We start from the raw sequence: 15387 nt of genomic DNA on the forward strand, positions 1-15387 counted from the left end.
AATTGAATCAAAGTCTGTCCAGAAAGAGGAAGATATACAAATTCTGATCCTGAAGATACGATGTCTCTGTTTTAACTATTGGTTAATGATAAATCAGCGGATGACGGTTGTATGAAAAATACAAATCAGACTGAAATTTTCTCGATCTCTGACCATGGAAATATGGAGGGGAAACGGATCTGAATTGATCAGAAACCAACTCAATCCGGTGAGGTATGTCGACTATTGTGCCGGGACTCTGTATAAGAATTGATGATTTTACTTTTTTAGGCTATTTAAAGCGTTTCTGTGTGCTTAAATGCAAGCATTTATATCATATCATGTGCTGAATTATTAATTCGCTCAGCGGTCATTATATGAAGTATTTTCATTTTGTGCAAAACTGGCAATAGTTTATGCTGGGGTGTATTTAGAACTTGGTAATGGTTTTAGAATTGTTCGATACGTCTTCGGGCAAGCTGCGTGTCAGCTGCGAGTTGAGTCCGACTTTTGAGCGGGTAAAAAACACTAGTGATTTTTACACGGACTTTTCACGGAAATAATATACACCTGAGTCGCTCTCTGACCGAGGACGTACCGAATAGATAGCGTGTACAATTACTTAAAATATATGTTCATTTGATTTAAATTATGGTCATTATATGATATTTAAATAATCAATAACGGCTTGCATATTTCTTATTGGAAATTCTGATAAGCACGCAAAATCTACACTGGTTCCCGATTTAAAATCAATCTGCTTTTTTGGAGGCTTCGTATTTGCTTCCCGGTACTGTAGGAGCATCATTGATATTTTTGAGCAAGATGAATGTGGAAGAGTAAAAAATGGTGATCAATTCTCAGGCTGCTTTGATGCTATTTCTATAGAAATTAATGCTAAAACTCAAATCGATTAGCAGTCAATTCAGGTGGAGGAGAAAGATCAAATTCTTCTTATAGAGGTGAAAACGGATTTATACCTCATTTAACATGCTCCCCACAACTTTTGGTCTTGACTCATTTTCAAATCGAAGCGATGATCGTATCGGAAAGACTGCTATATTGCATCGATAATGTAATCCCTGCAAGTATAAAGCTGTTGCAATAATTCTTATTTGATACCATGAAAAGATTTTTCCTTGTCGTCCTCATTTATGCAATTCATCCAATCTCCCTGTCCAATGCACAATCTTCCTGGAAAAAAATAAGAGAAGAATTGCTATTTAATCAGGCTCCGTTTAAACAATGCCATGCCTCAACCCTGGTGGAGGTTACTCCGGGGAAGATTCTCCTGGCCTGTTTTGGAGGATCAGCGGAAGGAAAGCAGGATGTAGATATATGGTTAAGTAACATAGATATAAACGGAATTACCGCTCCGCTGAACGTGGCGAATGGTGTGGTCACAGATTCCCTGCGCTTTCCTTGCTGGAATCCGGTATTATTTAAATCGCGGGAGGGGAGAACCTTCCTTTTCTATAAGGTCGGACCAAATCCAAGGGAATGGTGGGGAATGCTAAAGGTTTCAGATGACGATGGAAAAAGCTGGTCGGCTGCCACGAGGCTACCGGATGGAATCCTGGGGCCAATAAAAAATAAACCCATACAATTGGAGGATGGCACTATTTTATCGCCCTCCAGTGTAGAACGCAATGAGACGCGTTGGGTAGCCCATATAGAAAGATCAATCGACGGAGGTAAAACCTGGGAGTTCATCCCGGTAGACCATGGATCTGCATTTGGGGTCATACAGCCCAGTATCCTTGTCTATGGAAAGAATAAACTGCAGCTGCTGTGTAGAAGCAGGCAGGGGAGTGTAATGCAGGCCTGGTCATCAGACGGGGGAATTTCCTGGGGTAAATGGGATAAAACCTCTTTGTTAAATCCGAACTCCGGGACAGATGCAGTTACACTGTCAGATGGAAACCAACTGATTGTCTATAATCCTGATGTACCTGGCAAAGACTGGTTCAATGGACGGGCTAAGCTAAGGGTGGCAAGTTCCACTGATGGAGAAAAATGGACCGACATTGCTGTATTGGAAGATGGCTTAAAGGAAGAATACAGTTATCCTTCCATTATTCAGTCAAGTGATGGCCTGGTGCACATTACCTATACCTATGACCGGAAAAATATAAAACATGTAGTATTGCAAAAGGGGAGGCTATAGTCTGGCTGAAGATGGTATAAATATCGGCTCCATAGCAGGTTTCTTGTACAATGTATGTATTTTAGCCAATACTGCGATGAAAGGATACGATGACACCAATGATGAACACGAGCTACTGAACAAGCTGAAAGCTGGAGATCAGCAGGCGCTTACTGTCTTGTATTACCGTTATATCAATAGGCTGATGTACTATGTTCAGCGAACAGCCAAATCAACATTTCTTGCCGAAGATGTAGTACATGATACTTTTATAAAGGTTTGGCAAAACCGTGACCAGATTGATCCTTCAAGACCTTTTGAACCTTATCTTTTTACCATTGCAAAACGGACCCTGCTCAATCTTTTAAGAAGAGCCAGACATGAGGTTGATATCTTATCTGAGATCAGAAGACATGCGCTTCAGGAAGAAAATACCACAGAACTGCAGCTGGAGTATAACGAAAGCAACCTCTTGGTGAATGAAGCGATAGCCAGTATGTCAGGTCAGGTGAAACAGACCTTTATTCTTTGCCGCATGGAAGGGATGAGTTATAAACAGGCTGCAGAAACCCTAAATGTGACCGAAAGTACCATAAATAAGCATATGAGTAAGGCTTTAAGTCTTATCAGGGAACATATCCGGACAAAAAATGGACTTTCAGTTCTTCTGGCATGTATCAGTTTATTAAAATAGTTTAATTTTTTTTGTTTTCTATTGGATGTATTGTGCTTTTCATGTGTATTGGTTATAAATGGGTGCATTGAATCAGGATATCGTATTACTTTTCTTAAAATACATGAAAAAGCAATGCTCAAAGGCGGAGCTTGAAGACGTAATGTCTATTATTGAGGCGGGAACTTACCTGGAGGAATGGGATTTTGCCTTAACGGAGGACGCTAAGGGAATTTTGGAGCTTAGTGATATCCATTGGACGATGACCGGGACAGGGACTGAAAACCTGCACAATAGAATTATCGCCCAGATCAACGGCACAAAGCAATCTATCCCGCTAAAAAGATCAACCTGGAAATACACAGCAGCAGCAGCTGCGGCCGTAGTGGCGCTGGTCTGCGGATTTTGGTTTTTTCAATATCAGGATAAACCCCCAGAAAATGGGCAATCCCGCATCACTTACGCCCATGACATTGCACCTGGAAAATCCGGAGCTACACTCCGGATAGGGAATGGTAAAAGGATCAGTCTGAACGGCAGCAAAGCAGGGGTAATTATCGGAGAAAGCAAGGTGAGGTATAATGATGGTACCGAAGCAATTTTCTCAGCAGAATTAAATAAGAGGGAATGGTATACCGCTGCTACGGCAGGTGGGAATACGTACATGCTCACCTTACCTGATGGAACGAAAGTATGGCTCAATGCCGCCAGCCAGATTGAATTCCCTTCCCGATTCGATGGAGAAAACCGTCAGGTTAATCTCGAAGGTGAAGCCTTTTTTCAAGTTGCCAAAGACAGTGCACATCCATTTATTGTAATTGCTAAAAATCAGCAGATAAAGGTCTTGGGCACTCATTTTAATGTCAATAGCTATGCTGATGAAAATGAAACCACCACTACTTTGCTGGAAGGAAAAGTACAAATTACTGCCGCAAAAGCAAATATAACCCTGGTGCCAAATCAGCAGGCTACTGTTGATCCTGCCGGAACAGCCAGGGTTTCGGATACAGACACCGAACTGGCCATAGCCTGGAAAAACAACAAATTCATGTTTGAAAGCAATGATATTAAATCGGTCATGCGCATGATACAGCGCTGGTACAATGTCGATGTGATCTATAGGGGGCCATTACCGGATGTTACCTTCGGAGGTAAAGTATCCAGATTCGACAATATTTCCAGTGTCTTAAGGGTACTGGAAACTACGGGAGGAGTGCATTTTAAAATCGAAGGCAGAAAAATTTATGTCTCCAAATGAAGGTTAAATCAACAAATCTATTCACCATAAACCAAACTACATGAAAATAATGATACCCACGTAAATACGAAATTAACTACAGTATCCGGAACATAAAAAAACCAGAAGTATAGACTTCTGGCTCTGTATGGTTCCGTTTGTATGACTTATCAACTAAACATTGCAGTTGCCCGGTCCCTGGAAAGTAAAGGCCGCTGCAGAAAACCAGACTAAACAAACTTAATGATAATTGTTTGCTAAAGCAATTGTCAGGTCTCTTGTCGACCCTAAAGAGTTTAGTTTAAAAACTAACGACAAAATGTATCAAAATTGGCCAAAAGAACCAGGTGTATACCGACGTATATACCAACAAATCATGCTGACTATGCGATTGATCATCGTGATATTAATTACTTCATTCCTACAGGTGAGCGCATCGGGATTCGCGCAGAAGGTGAGCCTGTCTGCATCCCGGGCTCCAATGAAAAGGGTATTCAAAGACCTGAGCCGGCAAACTGGCTACGATTTTATTTACACAGAACAGTTGTTGAAAACTGCTGCACCGGTAAGCCTGCAGGTTAAAGATGCGGAGATCAGCGAAATTCTTGAACAAATTTTTAAAGGACAGCCCTTAACCTATGTCATAGATTCCAAAACTGTGATCATTAAGACTAAAGAGAAATCTTTCCTGGAAAAGATTCTGGAAAAGTTTGATGAAATAGAGGTGAACGGACAAGTTCTGGATGAAACCGGCAAGCCCATACCTGGTGCTACTGTGCTGATTAAGGGCAAATCAAAAACGGTAATATCCGGACTGCACGGAGAGTTTTCATTTAAAAATATCAGCACGGATGACATCATTCAGGTCAGCTATATTGGATATGAACAACGTGAGGTTAAAGCAAGTGCCAGCTTAACCAGTATCATTTTAAAACTGTCGACAAGTAAGTTGGATGAAGTTCAGATTCAGGCCTATGGTACCACCTCCAAACGATTGAGCACCTCTAATATCAGTACGGTAAAAGCGGAAGATCTGGAGAGGCAACCGGTGGCCAATCCACTGCTGGCGCTGATGGGCAGGGTGCCGGGACTCCAGATTTCCCAAAGTAATGGCAGTCCGAATGGGGGCATCACGGTCCGTGTACAGGGGCAAAATAGTATCTCTAACGGAAATGATCCTTTCTATGTGATCGACGGTGTTCCTTATCCCTCACAGCTATTGGCGACCGGACTCAATGGGATCAATGTTGGCAATTCCGGCAGGACACCCGGTAACCCCCTTAGTTTTATTAATCCCGCAGACATTGAAAGTATTGACATCCTTAAAGATGCAGACGCTACAGCCATCTATGGCTCAAGGGCAGCCAACGGCGCCATATTGATCACAACGAAACGCGGGGCAAGTGGGGCAATGAAAGTTGACCTGTCATTCCAAACCGGATTTAGCACATTTACCAATGACTTCGATAAGCTCAATACCGGGGAATATCTGGAGATGCGCAGAGAGGCGCTCAAGAATGTCAATGCTATACCAACGGCAGCAAATGCCTATGATATTTTGAATATGTATGGATACGACAATGACCGCAATATAGATTGGCAAAAGGAAGTACTGGGAGAGAAAAGTAGTTTCTCCAACTATCAGCTAACGTTGTCGGGTGGAAACAACAATACCCAATACGTGATTGGAGGAGGCCTCATCAATCAGGGTTCTTTTTTACCCGGGAATTTCAAAAATACCAAAGCCTCCGGACATTTTAAGATCAACAGCGTCTCCAATGACCGAAAATTTCAGATCCAGTTTGGCGGTAGTTATATGGATGATTCGAATACTTTGCCCAGCTCTACCAATTTTGTAGCCGCCATTGTGCCTTCACTGGCACCGAATGCTCCTTCGCTATATAATGAAGATGCGAGTTTGAATTTTGCGGTTGACGCGGCCGGCCTTTCTACCTATCTCTACGGAAACAATCCCCTAGCGACACTGAAAAGCATTTATACCAACAATACCCGTAATTTGGTTGTTCACTCCGACATCAGTTATCAATTGGTTCCAGGACTATACCTTAAGGCTAATCTGGGCTATAATGATTTAAGTTCTAGTGAGGTGACCACCGCTCCATTGTCCAGTTACCAGCCCTACCTTCGGCCTTTTGTAAGTCGTACCTCTCAATTTGCAAACAATAAAACCAATAGCTGGAACATCGAACCACAATTGTCTTACCGGCTGACTAAGGGATGGGGTGAGCTCAATTTATTGCTGGGTGCCAGTGCACAGCAGAATGGAAGTGACGGACAGATCATCAATGCCTCAGGTTATGTGAGCGACGACCTGATGCAAACGCTGGTTGGCGCGACTACGCTGGAAAGTTCGGGAACTGTAGCCTCCACTTATAAATACAGTGCCGTATTTGGGAGGGCCAATTACAATTACAAGAACAAATACCTCTTCAACTTTTCCATTCGCAGGGATGGAACCAGCCGCTTCAGTCCGGAGAATAGATTCCATAATTTCCAGGCTATTGGTGCGGGCTGGATATTTACAGAAGAAGCCTTTTTTAAGCAAACACTGTCCTGGTTAAGTTTTGGAAAACTGAATGTAAGTTATGGGATCACCGGCAGTGACCAGATCAATGACAACCAATATTTCGCTACCTATGGTGCATCGTCACGTACTTATCAAACAATTCCGGTGCTTTCTTTGACGCGGATCGCAACTCCCGACTTGCATTGGGAGCAAACAAGCAAACTGAACTTTGGCATAAAAACCGGATTTTTTAAAGACAAAGTATTATTTGAAGCCAACTATTCGCACAACCGTTCGTCCGACCAGTTGTTATCCTATTTTGTGCCTTATTATGCCAGTGGATTTGGAGCGGTGAGCAGCAATTTCCCTGCAATAGTACAAAACAGAAGCTGGGAATTTTCCCTGAATACCAATAATGTGAGTACTAAAAACATCTCCTGGACCAGTTCCTTCAATTTAACACTTCCGAAGAACAAACTGATATCATTTCCAGATCTGGCCAGTTCTTCTTATGCTTCCAGGCTGGTGATTGGCGAGTCGGTTAATATCTCCAAACAGTTCCATTTCCTGGGTGTAGACCCGGCAACAGGACAATATGTATTCTCTGACAGCAATGGGAATCCGACGATGAATCCCAATTCCGCTACAGATTATGTCTCGGTAGACCTTAATCCGAAGTTCTATGGGGGATTTCAAAATACCTTTAGCTATAAAAACATATCCCTGGATTTCCTTTTTCAGTTTATGAACAAAAAAGCTAAAAACGAGTATTTCCCTACCACCCTTACCGGTTCGGTGAGTAACAACCAACCCGCCTACGTGACTAACCGCTGGCAGAATCCAGGAGATATCGCAGAAAGGATGTTGTATACCACAAATTCCAGTGTATCCTTCAATAATTCGTATTTATACAATGATGCGGGATTTACCAGTGCTTCCTATATCAAACTTCGTAATGCTTCGCTATCCTGGAAGATTCCGGAGAACTGGGCGAAAAAGGCCTTACTCAGAAACGCTTCCGTATTTGTCCTGGGCCAGAATCTACTGACCATCAGTAATTACTTTGGAAGAGATCCGGAGTTTAACTCAAATACGAGCTATCCGGCCTCGCGTACGCTAACCTTTGGTGCCAGATTGGGACTATAAATAAGACCTTCACTACTTATAAATAAACACATGAAATTAAAGATTTCTTTAACCATACTCACAAGTTTGATCCTGATCAGTTCAGCTTGTAAAAAACTGACAGATGGCGGTTTGCCAAAAAGCCTGCTTACTGATGAAAAAACTTTTGCTGAGGACGCTACAGCCATCGCCGCGATCACCAATACCTATGCGACCATCAGTGGGATGAATATTCCGGCGGATCCTTTTAAAAGCATCGGTCTTAGGGCGGGCTTGTCCGCCGATGAACTTTCTTTCTTCAATGGTTATCCACCTTCTACGTCTGGATTTGACGATTTACTTAAATATTATCAGAACTCGGTAACGCCGGCGAATGCCACACCCTGGATACAGTTATATTCATTTGTCTACAATGCCAATGTGGCGATCAATAGTCTGAATTCGGCCACAACGCTTAGTCCCGGGGTGAAGCAGCAATTGTTGGGGGAAATGAAATTTATCCGGGCCTATATGTATTTCTACCTGGTAAATTTATATGGTGATGTACCCCTGGCTTTATCGGGCGACTATACCGTTAATCAACAAATCGGGCGTAGTCCAAGGGCACAGGTCTATCAGCAAATTGTGCAGGATCTTACCGAAGCACAAACCGATTTAAGCGATAGTTATGTAGACGGAACCTTACTCAGTGGAACAACAGAACGGGTGCGGCCCAACAAATGGGCGGCAACGGCGCTGCTGGCGCGTACCTACCTGTACACAGGGGAATATGAAAAAGCGGAGACACAGGCGGGTATGGTCATTGACCATACCAGTTTGTATAGCCTTCCGGCTTTAAATGATGCATTCCTCAAAAATAGCAGGGAAACCATTTGGTCTACTCAACCTGTAGGAACATTGACGCTCGCCAATACTGCCGAAGGCAGGACATTTATCTTAACCGCATCAGGCCCAAGCACTGCTAACCCGGTATATTTAAGCAATCAGCAGTTAAGTGCTTTCAGTGCGGGAGATCTTCGGGGAACAGTAGGGTATTGGATAGGCTCGGTTACCGTATCGGGCGCGACCTATTTCTATCCTACCAAATATAAAATCGGCAGTGTAAGTGCAGCCACTGCGGAGTATTCTATGATGTTGAGGTTAGCTGAGCAGTATCTCATACGGGCCGAGGCCAGGGCGAAATTGGGCAAAATTGCTGCTGCTGCTGAGGATTTAAATGTCCTCCGTACACGGGCGCGTGCGGCCGAAACCACAGCTCTACCTAACCCGCTGCCTCCTATCTCAGGTTCCTTATCTCCGGCAGATATCCTGACAGCAGTAATGAAGGAACGGCAACTGGAATTGTTTACAGAATGGGGACACCGTTGGCTGGATCTTAGACGGGCGGGTACTATAGATGCAGTAATGACCATCGTGACTCCACTGAAAGTTATTTCTACATCGACGCCAAATAACTGGAATAATGCCTATTCACTTTATCCTATCCCTCAGGCTGAAATTGACCGCAGTCCACTGCTGAATGGTCATCAGAACCCGGGTTACTAAGTCCACTGATTAAGAACAATTACACAGAAATCATGAATCCATCAAACAAATATTTACTTCTATTTCTTTTGCTGGCAGCATTTGCCTCCTGCAAAAAGGACACCCCTAAATTTTCGCCACTCGCTTCTTTAAATGTAGCAGATGCAGTCATCGGTGGTGCCAATGTCAAGCTGAATACCAATGTTAGAGATAGCGCCACCATAAATAGCTACAAGTTGTTCCAGTTGAATGCTGGCAGTAACATTCGTATCAGACTGTACCCCACGAATAGTCCTTCAACTTCCTATTATGATCAATCCCCTGAAATTGTGAATGGCGGTATTTATTCTGTTTTTTTAACAGGGACAGCTGCTGCACCTGAATCCGTATTTGTGAAAGATGACATACCGCCTTTTAGCCAGGACAGCATTATCCGGGTTCGGGTGATCAATTGCTCACCAAATAGCACAGCAATGACGGTTACGCTTGCTGCTGCGCCCTCCACCAGCATCTTTGGTGATCTGGCCTATAAAGACCTCAGCAATTTTGTCCTATTGCCGTTGAAAACGATAGTTCCAGCTGGGGGCACTTCGTTTCAGGTCAAAAATTCCAGCGGCGATATTTTGGCTACCTATACTTTACCGGCGACTGGTGTGGTTAGCGTTGCCTCTTCCCGCTTCAAATGTATTACGCTGGTGATCAAAGGACTGGTGGGAACCACAAGCGGTGCCAACGCCTTTGGTGTATACGCCATGTCTAACTATTAATTGCCTGAGGTATGGTGTGGTATTCGCTGACCATACCATACCTATCAGGGACCTATGACCGGAAAAACATAAAAGATGTACTGCTGCAAAAAGAGATGTGCCAGTCTAGATGAAGATGGTATTGCCGTGGTAATCGGCTTTGAATTCTTTGGGTGTACACCCTTTTTTACTCTTAAACGTCCGGTTAAAGTTGGCCATATTATTAAAGCCGCATTTAAAGGCAATCTCGGCAATGGAAGAGTTGGTATCAATCAGCATCCTTGTCACATGTCCCAGTCGAATCTCCGTAAGGCTGTCAATAAACGTATAACCGGTGCGGTTTTTTATAAAACGGCTGAATGAGGCTTCAGGCATATTGGCTACTCTGGAAACTTCAGCCAGTGTAATCTGTTTACTGAAGTTGGCATTCATAAACTCAAAGACTTTTTCAATCCTGCGGCTGTTATAGTCGAACCTGTCAAGGTTGAAGGTCGATTCTGATAATAAGCGCATATTGTCCGACTGGGCGAGGTATTGAAAGATAGAAAGTAGCTCCAGTATGGAATCAAAGCGGTTTAGCTTGTTGAGTCCAATAATTCTGGGGGCAATCTCCTGGATGGTTTCAGGTGCAAACAATACCCCCCTTTTTGCGGTCTCGAACATTTTTCCAATCTGGCTGAGTTCTTTTCTTTTTAAAAGACGATCGTCCAGCAGGTCACGGTGAAACTGCACGGTGACTTCGTGGATATGGGTGTTTTTGCAATCGTGGTTAAACCATCCATGCGACAGGTTAGAACCGATAAGTACCAGTTCCAGATCGGTGATGATGTCTTTATGGTCACCAACTATCCTTTTAGCCCCGCCTGCATTGATGATCAGGTTCAGCTCCATTTCATCATGGATATGGAGCGGGAAATCGAACTCTTTTTTAAACCGGGAGAATACGGTAAAACAGTCGTCTTGAGTAAGTGGGGTAATCTCTCTTATCGTATCCATTTCCAAATTTAGTCATCCTGAGATAAATCTGTGCTTACAGGGATAGATAAAAATGAGCTGTTGCCACAGAAAAGAGCATCTGCCAATAAAAATGATGTCGCAAGGTGGATTGCTGCTTCTTGCTTGCTATTTTCATGCTTTAATGTCTTTCCCTGTAAAACTGTCGAGTAATTCCATCGAAGCAAGTGCTTCCCCGGCACTGCAGGGGTTATCTGCCTGGCCCAGAAAATATTCAACTGTTTGTTTGATCATCGGCTGTTCCACATGCTGAAGGGGTTCAAATATAAATTCTTCATCAGTACCATCCAGCGAGAGGGTTATTTTATTGCCAAATATGGGAAAACTGATCTTCCCTTTACTTCCATAAATCTCACAAACATCTTGTTGTTCAGCAGGGGAGACACTGAAACACCAGGTGCCAGTAAAGACTATGCCATTGTCAAATAACATCTGCCCCGTAATCAGATCATCTACACCAAAGGGATTATCCTGCTGAACGGCTATTCCGGACGACCGGCTGACTGGGCCAAAATAATACAGCATCAGGTCGAGTTGATGGGGGGCGAGATCATGGAATAGTCCGCCGCCGGAAAGTGCGGGATCCATTCTCCAGTTCGTTTCTGAATTGGCGATGATATTGGTCTGCTTCGGCTGCAGCATCTGTAGCTGAACGAAACGTACATCCCCGATTACATTTTCTGCGAGCATCTTTTTGATCTTAAGGAAAAATGGCTGTGCCCTTCTGTAGTGCGCCACCACCAGTTTAACCCCGTATTTTACGGTAGCTTCTTTCATCCTGAGGGCTGAAGCGGCGTTGATGGCCATTGGTTTCTCCACATACACAGGTTTTCCTGCTGCCAATGCCTCTAAGGTATATACCTCATGCTGCAAGGGTGGGGTTGCAATATAAATGGCATTTACTTCAGGATCATTGATCAGGTCGGACGCATCACTGTACCATTTAGGAACCTGGTGCCTTGCTGCATAGTCTGCAGCTTTAGCGGCATCCCTGCGCATGACGGCAACCAATGAAGAATTCGGGACCTTGTTGAAAGCCGGTCCACTCTTTATTTCAGTCACATCGCCGCAACCAATGATACCCCATTTAATTTCCTGCATATCTCCTTATTTTTGAGTTGAATGGGCCAAGTTAGTCATTCTGTAAATAGGGCTGAAATGGTTTTTAAGGCTATTTTCCGGGAACGATTGCACAGATTTAATTAGGGATGTCGTTTCAAACTCTCTAAATTGGTAGTAACCAAATGACAAAAATGTATGAAAAGTTTATTCAAAAAAGGCAATCGATTGCCTTTGCCCAGGTCAGTTCCCTATCTGCAAGGATGGAGAGATGTATTCGATCAGCATACAGAAGTTGAAAAATTTGCCTTTATCTGCCTGAATAACCGCTAACATTCAGCAAATAAAGAATAAGTAACTACTACCTAAACAACTATCATGAAGAAATTTTATCTTTTAGTGGCTATGCTATGCTTTTTTTGTAGCATGCTGCGGGCGCAAACCCGGACGATCTCTGGCCAGATCACAGATGCCAAAACAGGCGAAACCCTTATCGGAGCAAGTATACTCATCAAGGGTTCTACAAAAGGGACCGGTACAGACGTTAATGGAAAATTTAGTTTAAGTATCTCCGGCAGCAATGTTGTGCTGGTGGTCAATTCTATCGGGTATATCAAACAGGAGATTACTGTGGGTAACCAGACACAGCTGAATGTGAAACTGTCACCGGATGAAACCGCATTAAATGAAGTCGTGGTGATCGGATACGGAACGGTGAAAAAAAGGGACCTCACCGGATCTGTAGTTTCTGTAAAAGGAGAAGATATCGCTAAAGTACCTTCTTCCAATCCACTGGAATCTATTCAGGGGAAAGTTCCGGGGGTAGACATTACCAGAAGCAGCGGTTCTGCATCTTCCGGAGTCAATATCAATATCAGGGGAACAAGATCTATTTCCGCAGCCAACGGGCCACTCATTATTGTAGATGGGGTACAATATGGCAGTTTGCAGGATTTAAATCCAAATGACATCGCCTCTATGGAGATCCTGAAAGATGCTTCATCTACAGCGATATATGGATCAAGGGGGGCCAATGGGGTTATCCTGATTACCACCAAAAAAGGAATATCCGGGGAAGCCACAGTTTCCTTGAATTCTTATTACGGTATTTCCCAGGTAGCCAGATATCCGACAGTGATGAATGGCGACCAGTTTCTTCAGCAACGCCGCGAAGCACACCGTACAACGGGCAACTGGTCAAGTCCTGCCGATGATATCAAAATCTTTAATTCTGCAGAATATGCTGCGGTACAGAACAGGGATTATATCAATTATCAGGACCTGCTGATTCATGATGGCCATCAGCAGGATTACCAGTTGGGTGTAAGGGCAGGAAATGAGAATACCAAGGTTTATTTTTCACTGGATTACCTGGATGAAAACGGTATCCTGAAAATGGATGAATCGACACGTTATACCGCACGTTTAAATCTCGACCAGAATATCGGAAAGTATTTTAAAACAGGAATGCAGGGACAATTTACCCATTATGAGCAGAGTAACCGAAGGGATCCATTGAATCAGGCGAATAAAATCTCTCCGCTCGGAACAGTGTATGATGCTGACGGAAATATCATTACTTATCCGCTTTCAGGTACGTTTGTGAATCCACTGATGGATGAACAACCTGAAGTTACTGCCAATGAGACAATCATTAACCGCACTTTGTTGTCGGCTTATATGGAGTTTAAACCTTTTACAGGATTTACGGCAAGATCCAATGTCGGGGTGAACCTGAATACTGACCGTAACGGAACCTACGCAGGACGTTATTCTATTGACCGTAACGGATCGGCACCCAAAGCTACCTATACCGCAACGAATAGCCACCTGATTAATATTGAGAACTTTATTACCTACAATAAGGAGATTAAAGATCACTCCTTTACCATTACAGGAATTAATAGCTTACTGTATAACAGATATGATGATGTTGCAGCCTCCGGTGAGAATCAATTGTTAAAATCACAGCTTTTCTATGGGCTTGGAAATACCCAGAACCAGGCAGTGATTTCAACTTATAAAATGAGTAACCTGGTTTCCTTTGCCGGCAGATTAAACTATGCCTATAAAGGTAAATACCTGTTGACAGCCACAGGAAGAACAGATGGTTCTTCTAAACTTGCAGAAGGTAATAAATGGGCCTTTTTCCCTTCTGCAGCCATAGCCTGGAGAGTGAGTGATGAAGATTTTCTAAAGAATAACAAGGTGATCAGTGACCTGAAACTGAAGTATAGTTATGGTGTTGCGGGAAGTGATAATATCAGTGCCTATGCTACCCAGAGCTCGCTGTCAAAATTGGCATTTGCCTATGACGATGCTTCGGCCCTGGCCTATACCTATTCACCAGTATTGGGGAATATTGGCCTTACCTGGGAAAAGACAAAAACGAGCGACCTAGGTATGGAGATCGCTTTGTTTAAAAGCAGAATTACTGCAACGGTGAATTACTATTCGTCTAAAACATATGATTTACTGTTGAACAGAAGTCTGCCACCCACCACAGGTTTTACCAGTATTGTACAGAATGTTGCTGAAACGAGTAATAAAGGTCTGGAAATCTATATCTCTTCCAGGAACATTGACAATACAGATTTTAAATGGACGACCAATGTAAGTTTCAGCAGGAATGTGGAGAAAATTACTGCACTGGCAGGAGGTTCACAATCTGATGTGCTGAATTCCTGGTTTGTGGGATCCCCGGTGCAAGCTTATTACGATTATGATAAGATTGGGATTTGGCAAACCGCCGATGCAGAAGAAGCAGCGAAATTCGGCCAAAAACCAGGGGATATCAGAGTGAGAGATTTAAATAATGATGGCAAGATTGATGCGACCAATGACCGTAAGATTATAGGAACAAACAGACCTAAATGGAGCGGTGGTCTGGAGAATACTTTTAACTATAAATCCTGGGACTTAAACGTTTATATTTTTGCAAGGATAGGACAGACAATTTATGCCGACTTCCTGAGAAGATACGATCCGCAGGGCGTTGGTAACAGCTCTTCAATTATTAATTACTGGACTCCGGAAAATCCAAGTAATGACTATCCGCGTCCGAATAAAAACATTTCACTTGCTTCAACATTATACTCCAGCAGTCTAGGCTATACTGACGGATCTTTTGTCAGACTCAGGAATATTACCCTGGGGTATACTGTTCCAAAAGCAATTCTGGAGAAAACTTTTATAAAAAGCGTACGTGTGTATGCCACCGCAAGAAATCCATTTACTTATACGAAGTCAGATCTGCTGAATGATTATGACCCTGAAAGAGGCGGCTCAGAGAATGCTCCGATGACTAAGCTGTATACCTTCGGATTAAATGCAACTTTTTAGAAAATTAAATAGAAC

Annotated in this window: 10 protein-coding genes; 8 read left to right on the forward strand and 2 right to left on the reverse strand. The window is 43.2% G+C overall.

The window, feature by feature from the left end; translation table 11 throughout:
* Positions 1-1102: 1102 nt before the first annotated feature.
* The 6 genes from ACSBL2_RS03340 to ACSBL2_RS03365 all read left to right on the forward strand — a co-directional run bounded on the left by ACSBL2_RS03340 (position 1103) and on the right by ACSBL2_RS03365 (position 9978).
* Positions 1103-2146, forward strand: coding sequence for a sialidase family protein (locus ACSBL2_RS03340; protein WP_442590256.1), 1044 nt, complete (start codon positions 1103-1105; stop codon positions 2144-2146).
* Positions 2147-2222: 76 nt separating this feature from the next.
* On the forward strand, positions 2223-2819 hold the full coding sequence (locus ACSBL2_RS03345; RefSeq protein ID WP_442590257.1) for an RNA polymerase sigma factor: 597 nt from the start codon (positions 2223-2225) through the stop codon (positions 2817-2819).
* Positions 2820-2922: 103 nt separating this feature from the next.
* Positions 2923-4056, forward strand: coding sequence for a FecR family protein (locus ACSBL2_RS03350; protein ID WP_442590258.1), 1134 nt, complete (start codon positions 2923-2925; stop codon positions 4054-4056).
* Positions 4057-4420: 364 nt separating this feature from the next.
* Positions 4421-7708 (forward strand): SusC/RagA family TonB-linked outer membrane protein, encoded by a 3288-nt coding sequence (locus ACSBL2_RS03355; RefSeq protein WP_442590259.1) that lies wholly within the window; start codon positions 4421-4423, stop codon positions 7706-7708.
* Positions 7709-7738: 30 nt separating this feature from the next.
* On the forward strand, positions 7739-9232 hold the full coding sequence (locus ACSBL2_RS03360; RefSeq protein ID WP_442590260.1) for a RagB/SusD family nutrient uptake outer membrane protein: 1494 nt from the start codon (positions 7739-7741) through the stop codon (positions 9230-9232).
* 32 nt (positions 9233-9264) lie between these two features.
* Positions 9265-9978, forward strand: coding sequence for a hypothetical protein (locus tag ACSBL2_RS03365; protein ID WP_442590261.1), 714 nt, complete (start codon positions 9265-9267; stop codon positions 9976-9978).
* 105 nt (positions 9979-10083) lie between these two features.
* Here ACSBL2_RS03365 and ACSBL2_RS03370 read toward each other — a convergent pair whose 3' ends face one another.
* Together ACSBL2_RS03370 and ACSBL2_RS03375 are read right to left on the reverse strand one after the other, a co-directional pair.
* Positions 10084-10953: a helix-turn-helix domain-containing protein gene (locus ACSBL2_RS03370; RefSeq protein WP_442590262.1), complete on the reverse strand. Its 870-nt coding sequence runs from the start codon at positions 10951-10953 to the stop codon at positions 10084-10086.
* A gap of 132 nt (positions 10954-11085) precedes the next feature.
* Positions 11086-12072, reverse strand: coding sequence for a Gfo/Idh/MocA family protein (locus ACSBL2_RS03375; protein WP_442590263.1), 987 nt, complete (start codon positions 12070-12072; stop codon positions 11086-11088).
* A gap of 156 nt (positions 12073-12228) precedes the next feature.
* Here ACSBL2_RS03375 and ACSBL2_RS03380 point away from each other — a divergent pair, with 156 nt between their 5' ends.
* Both ACSBL2_RS03380 and ACSBL2_RS03385 read left to right on the forward strand, forming a co-directional pair.
* Positions 12229-12363 (forward strand): hypothetical protein, encoded by a 135-nt coding sequence (locus tag ACSBL2_RS03380; RefSeq protein WP_442590264.1) that lies wholly within the window; start codon positions 12229-12231, stop codon positions 12361-12363.
* Between the two features lie 45 nt (positions 12364-12408).
* Positions 12409-15372: a SusC/RagA family TonB-linked outer membrane protein gene (locus tag ACSBL2_RS03385; RefSeq protein ID WP_442590265.1), complete on the forward strand. Its 2964-nt coding sequence runs from the start codon at positions 12409-12411 to the stop codon at positions 15370-15372.
* Positions 15373-15387: the final 15 nt, after the last annotated feature.

This window comes from Pedobacter sp. AW31-3R (assembly GCF_052180285.1).
Classification (GTDB): domain Bacteria; phylum Bacteroidota; class Bacteroidia; order Sphingobacteriales; family Sphingobacteriaceae; genus Pedobacter.

Excerpts from the sequence above, each read along its gene's own strand:
- ACSBL2_RS03340 (WP_442590256.1), top strand. The coding sequence starts at position 1,103 with ATGAAAAGATTTTTCCTTGTCGTCCTCATTTATGCAATTCATCCAATC.
- ACSBL2_RS03345 (WP_442590257.1), top strand. The coding sequence starts at position 2,223 with ATGAAAGGATACGATGACACCAATGATGAACACGAGCTACTGAACAAG.
- ACSBL2_RS03350 (WP_442590258.1), top strand. The coding sequence starts at position 2,923 with ATGAAAAAGCAATGCTCAAAGGCGGAGCTTGAAGACGTAATGTCTATT.
- ACSBL2_RS03355 (WP_442590259.1), top strand. The coding sequence starts at position 4,421 with ATGCGATTGATCATCGTGATATTAATTACTTCATTCCTACAGGTGAGC.
- ACSBL2_RS03360 (WP_442590260.1), top strand. The coding sequence starts at position 7,739 with ATGAAATTAAAGATTTCTTTAACCATACTCACAAGTTTGATCCTGATC.
- ACSBL2_RS03365 (WP_442590261.1), top strand. The coding sequence starts at position 9,265 with ATGAATCCATCAAACAAATATTTACTTCTATTTCTTTTGCTGGCAGCA.
- ACSBL2_RS03370 (WP_442590262.1), bottom strand. The coding sequence starts at position 10,953 with ATGGATACGATAAGAGAGATTACCCCACTTACTCAAGACGACTGTTTT.
- ACSBL2_RS03375 (WP_442590263.1), bottom strand. The coding sequence starts at position 12,072 with ATGCAGGAAATTAAATGGGGTATCATTGGTTGCGGCGATGTGACTGAA.
- ACSBL2_RS03380 (WP_442590264.1), top strand. The coding sequence starts at position 12,229 with ATGAAAAGTTTATTCAAAAAAGGCAATCGATTGCCTTTGCCCAGGTCA.
- ACSBL2_RS03385 (WP_442590265.1), top strand. The coding sequence starts at position 12,409 with ATGAAGAAATTTTATCTTTTAGTGGCTATGCTATGCTTTTTTTGTAGC.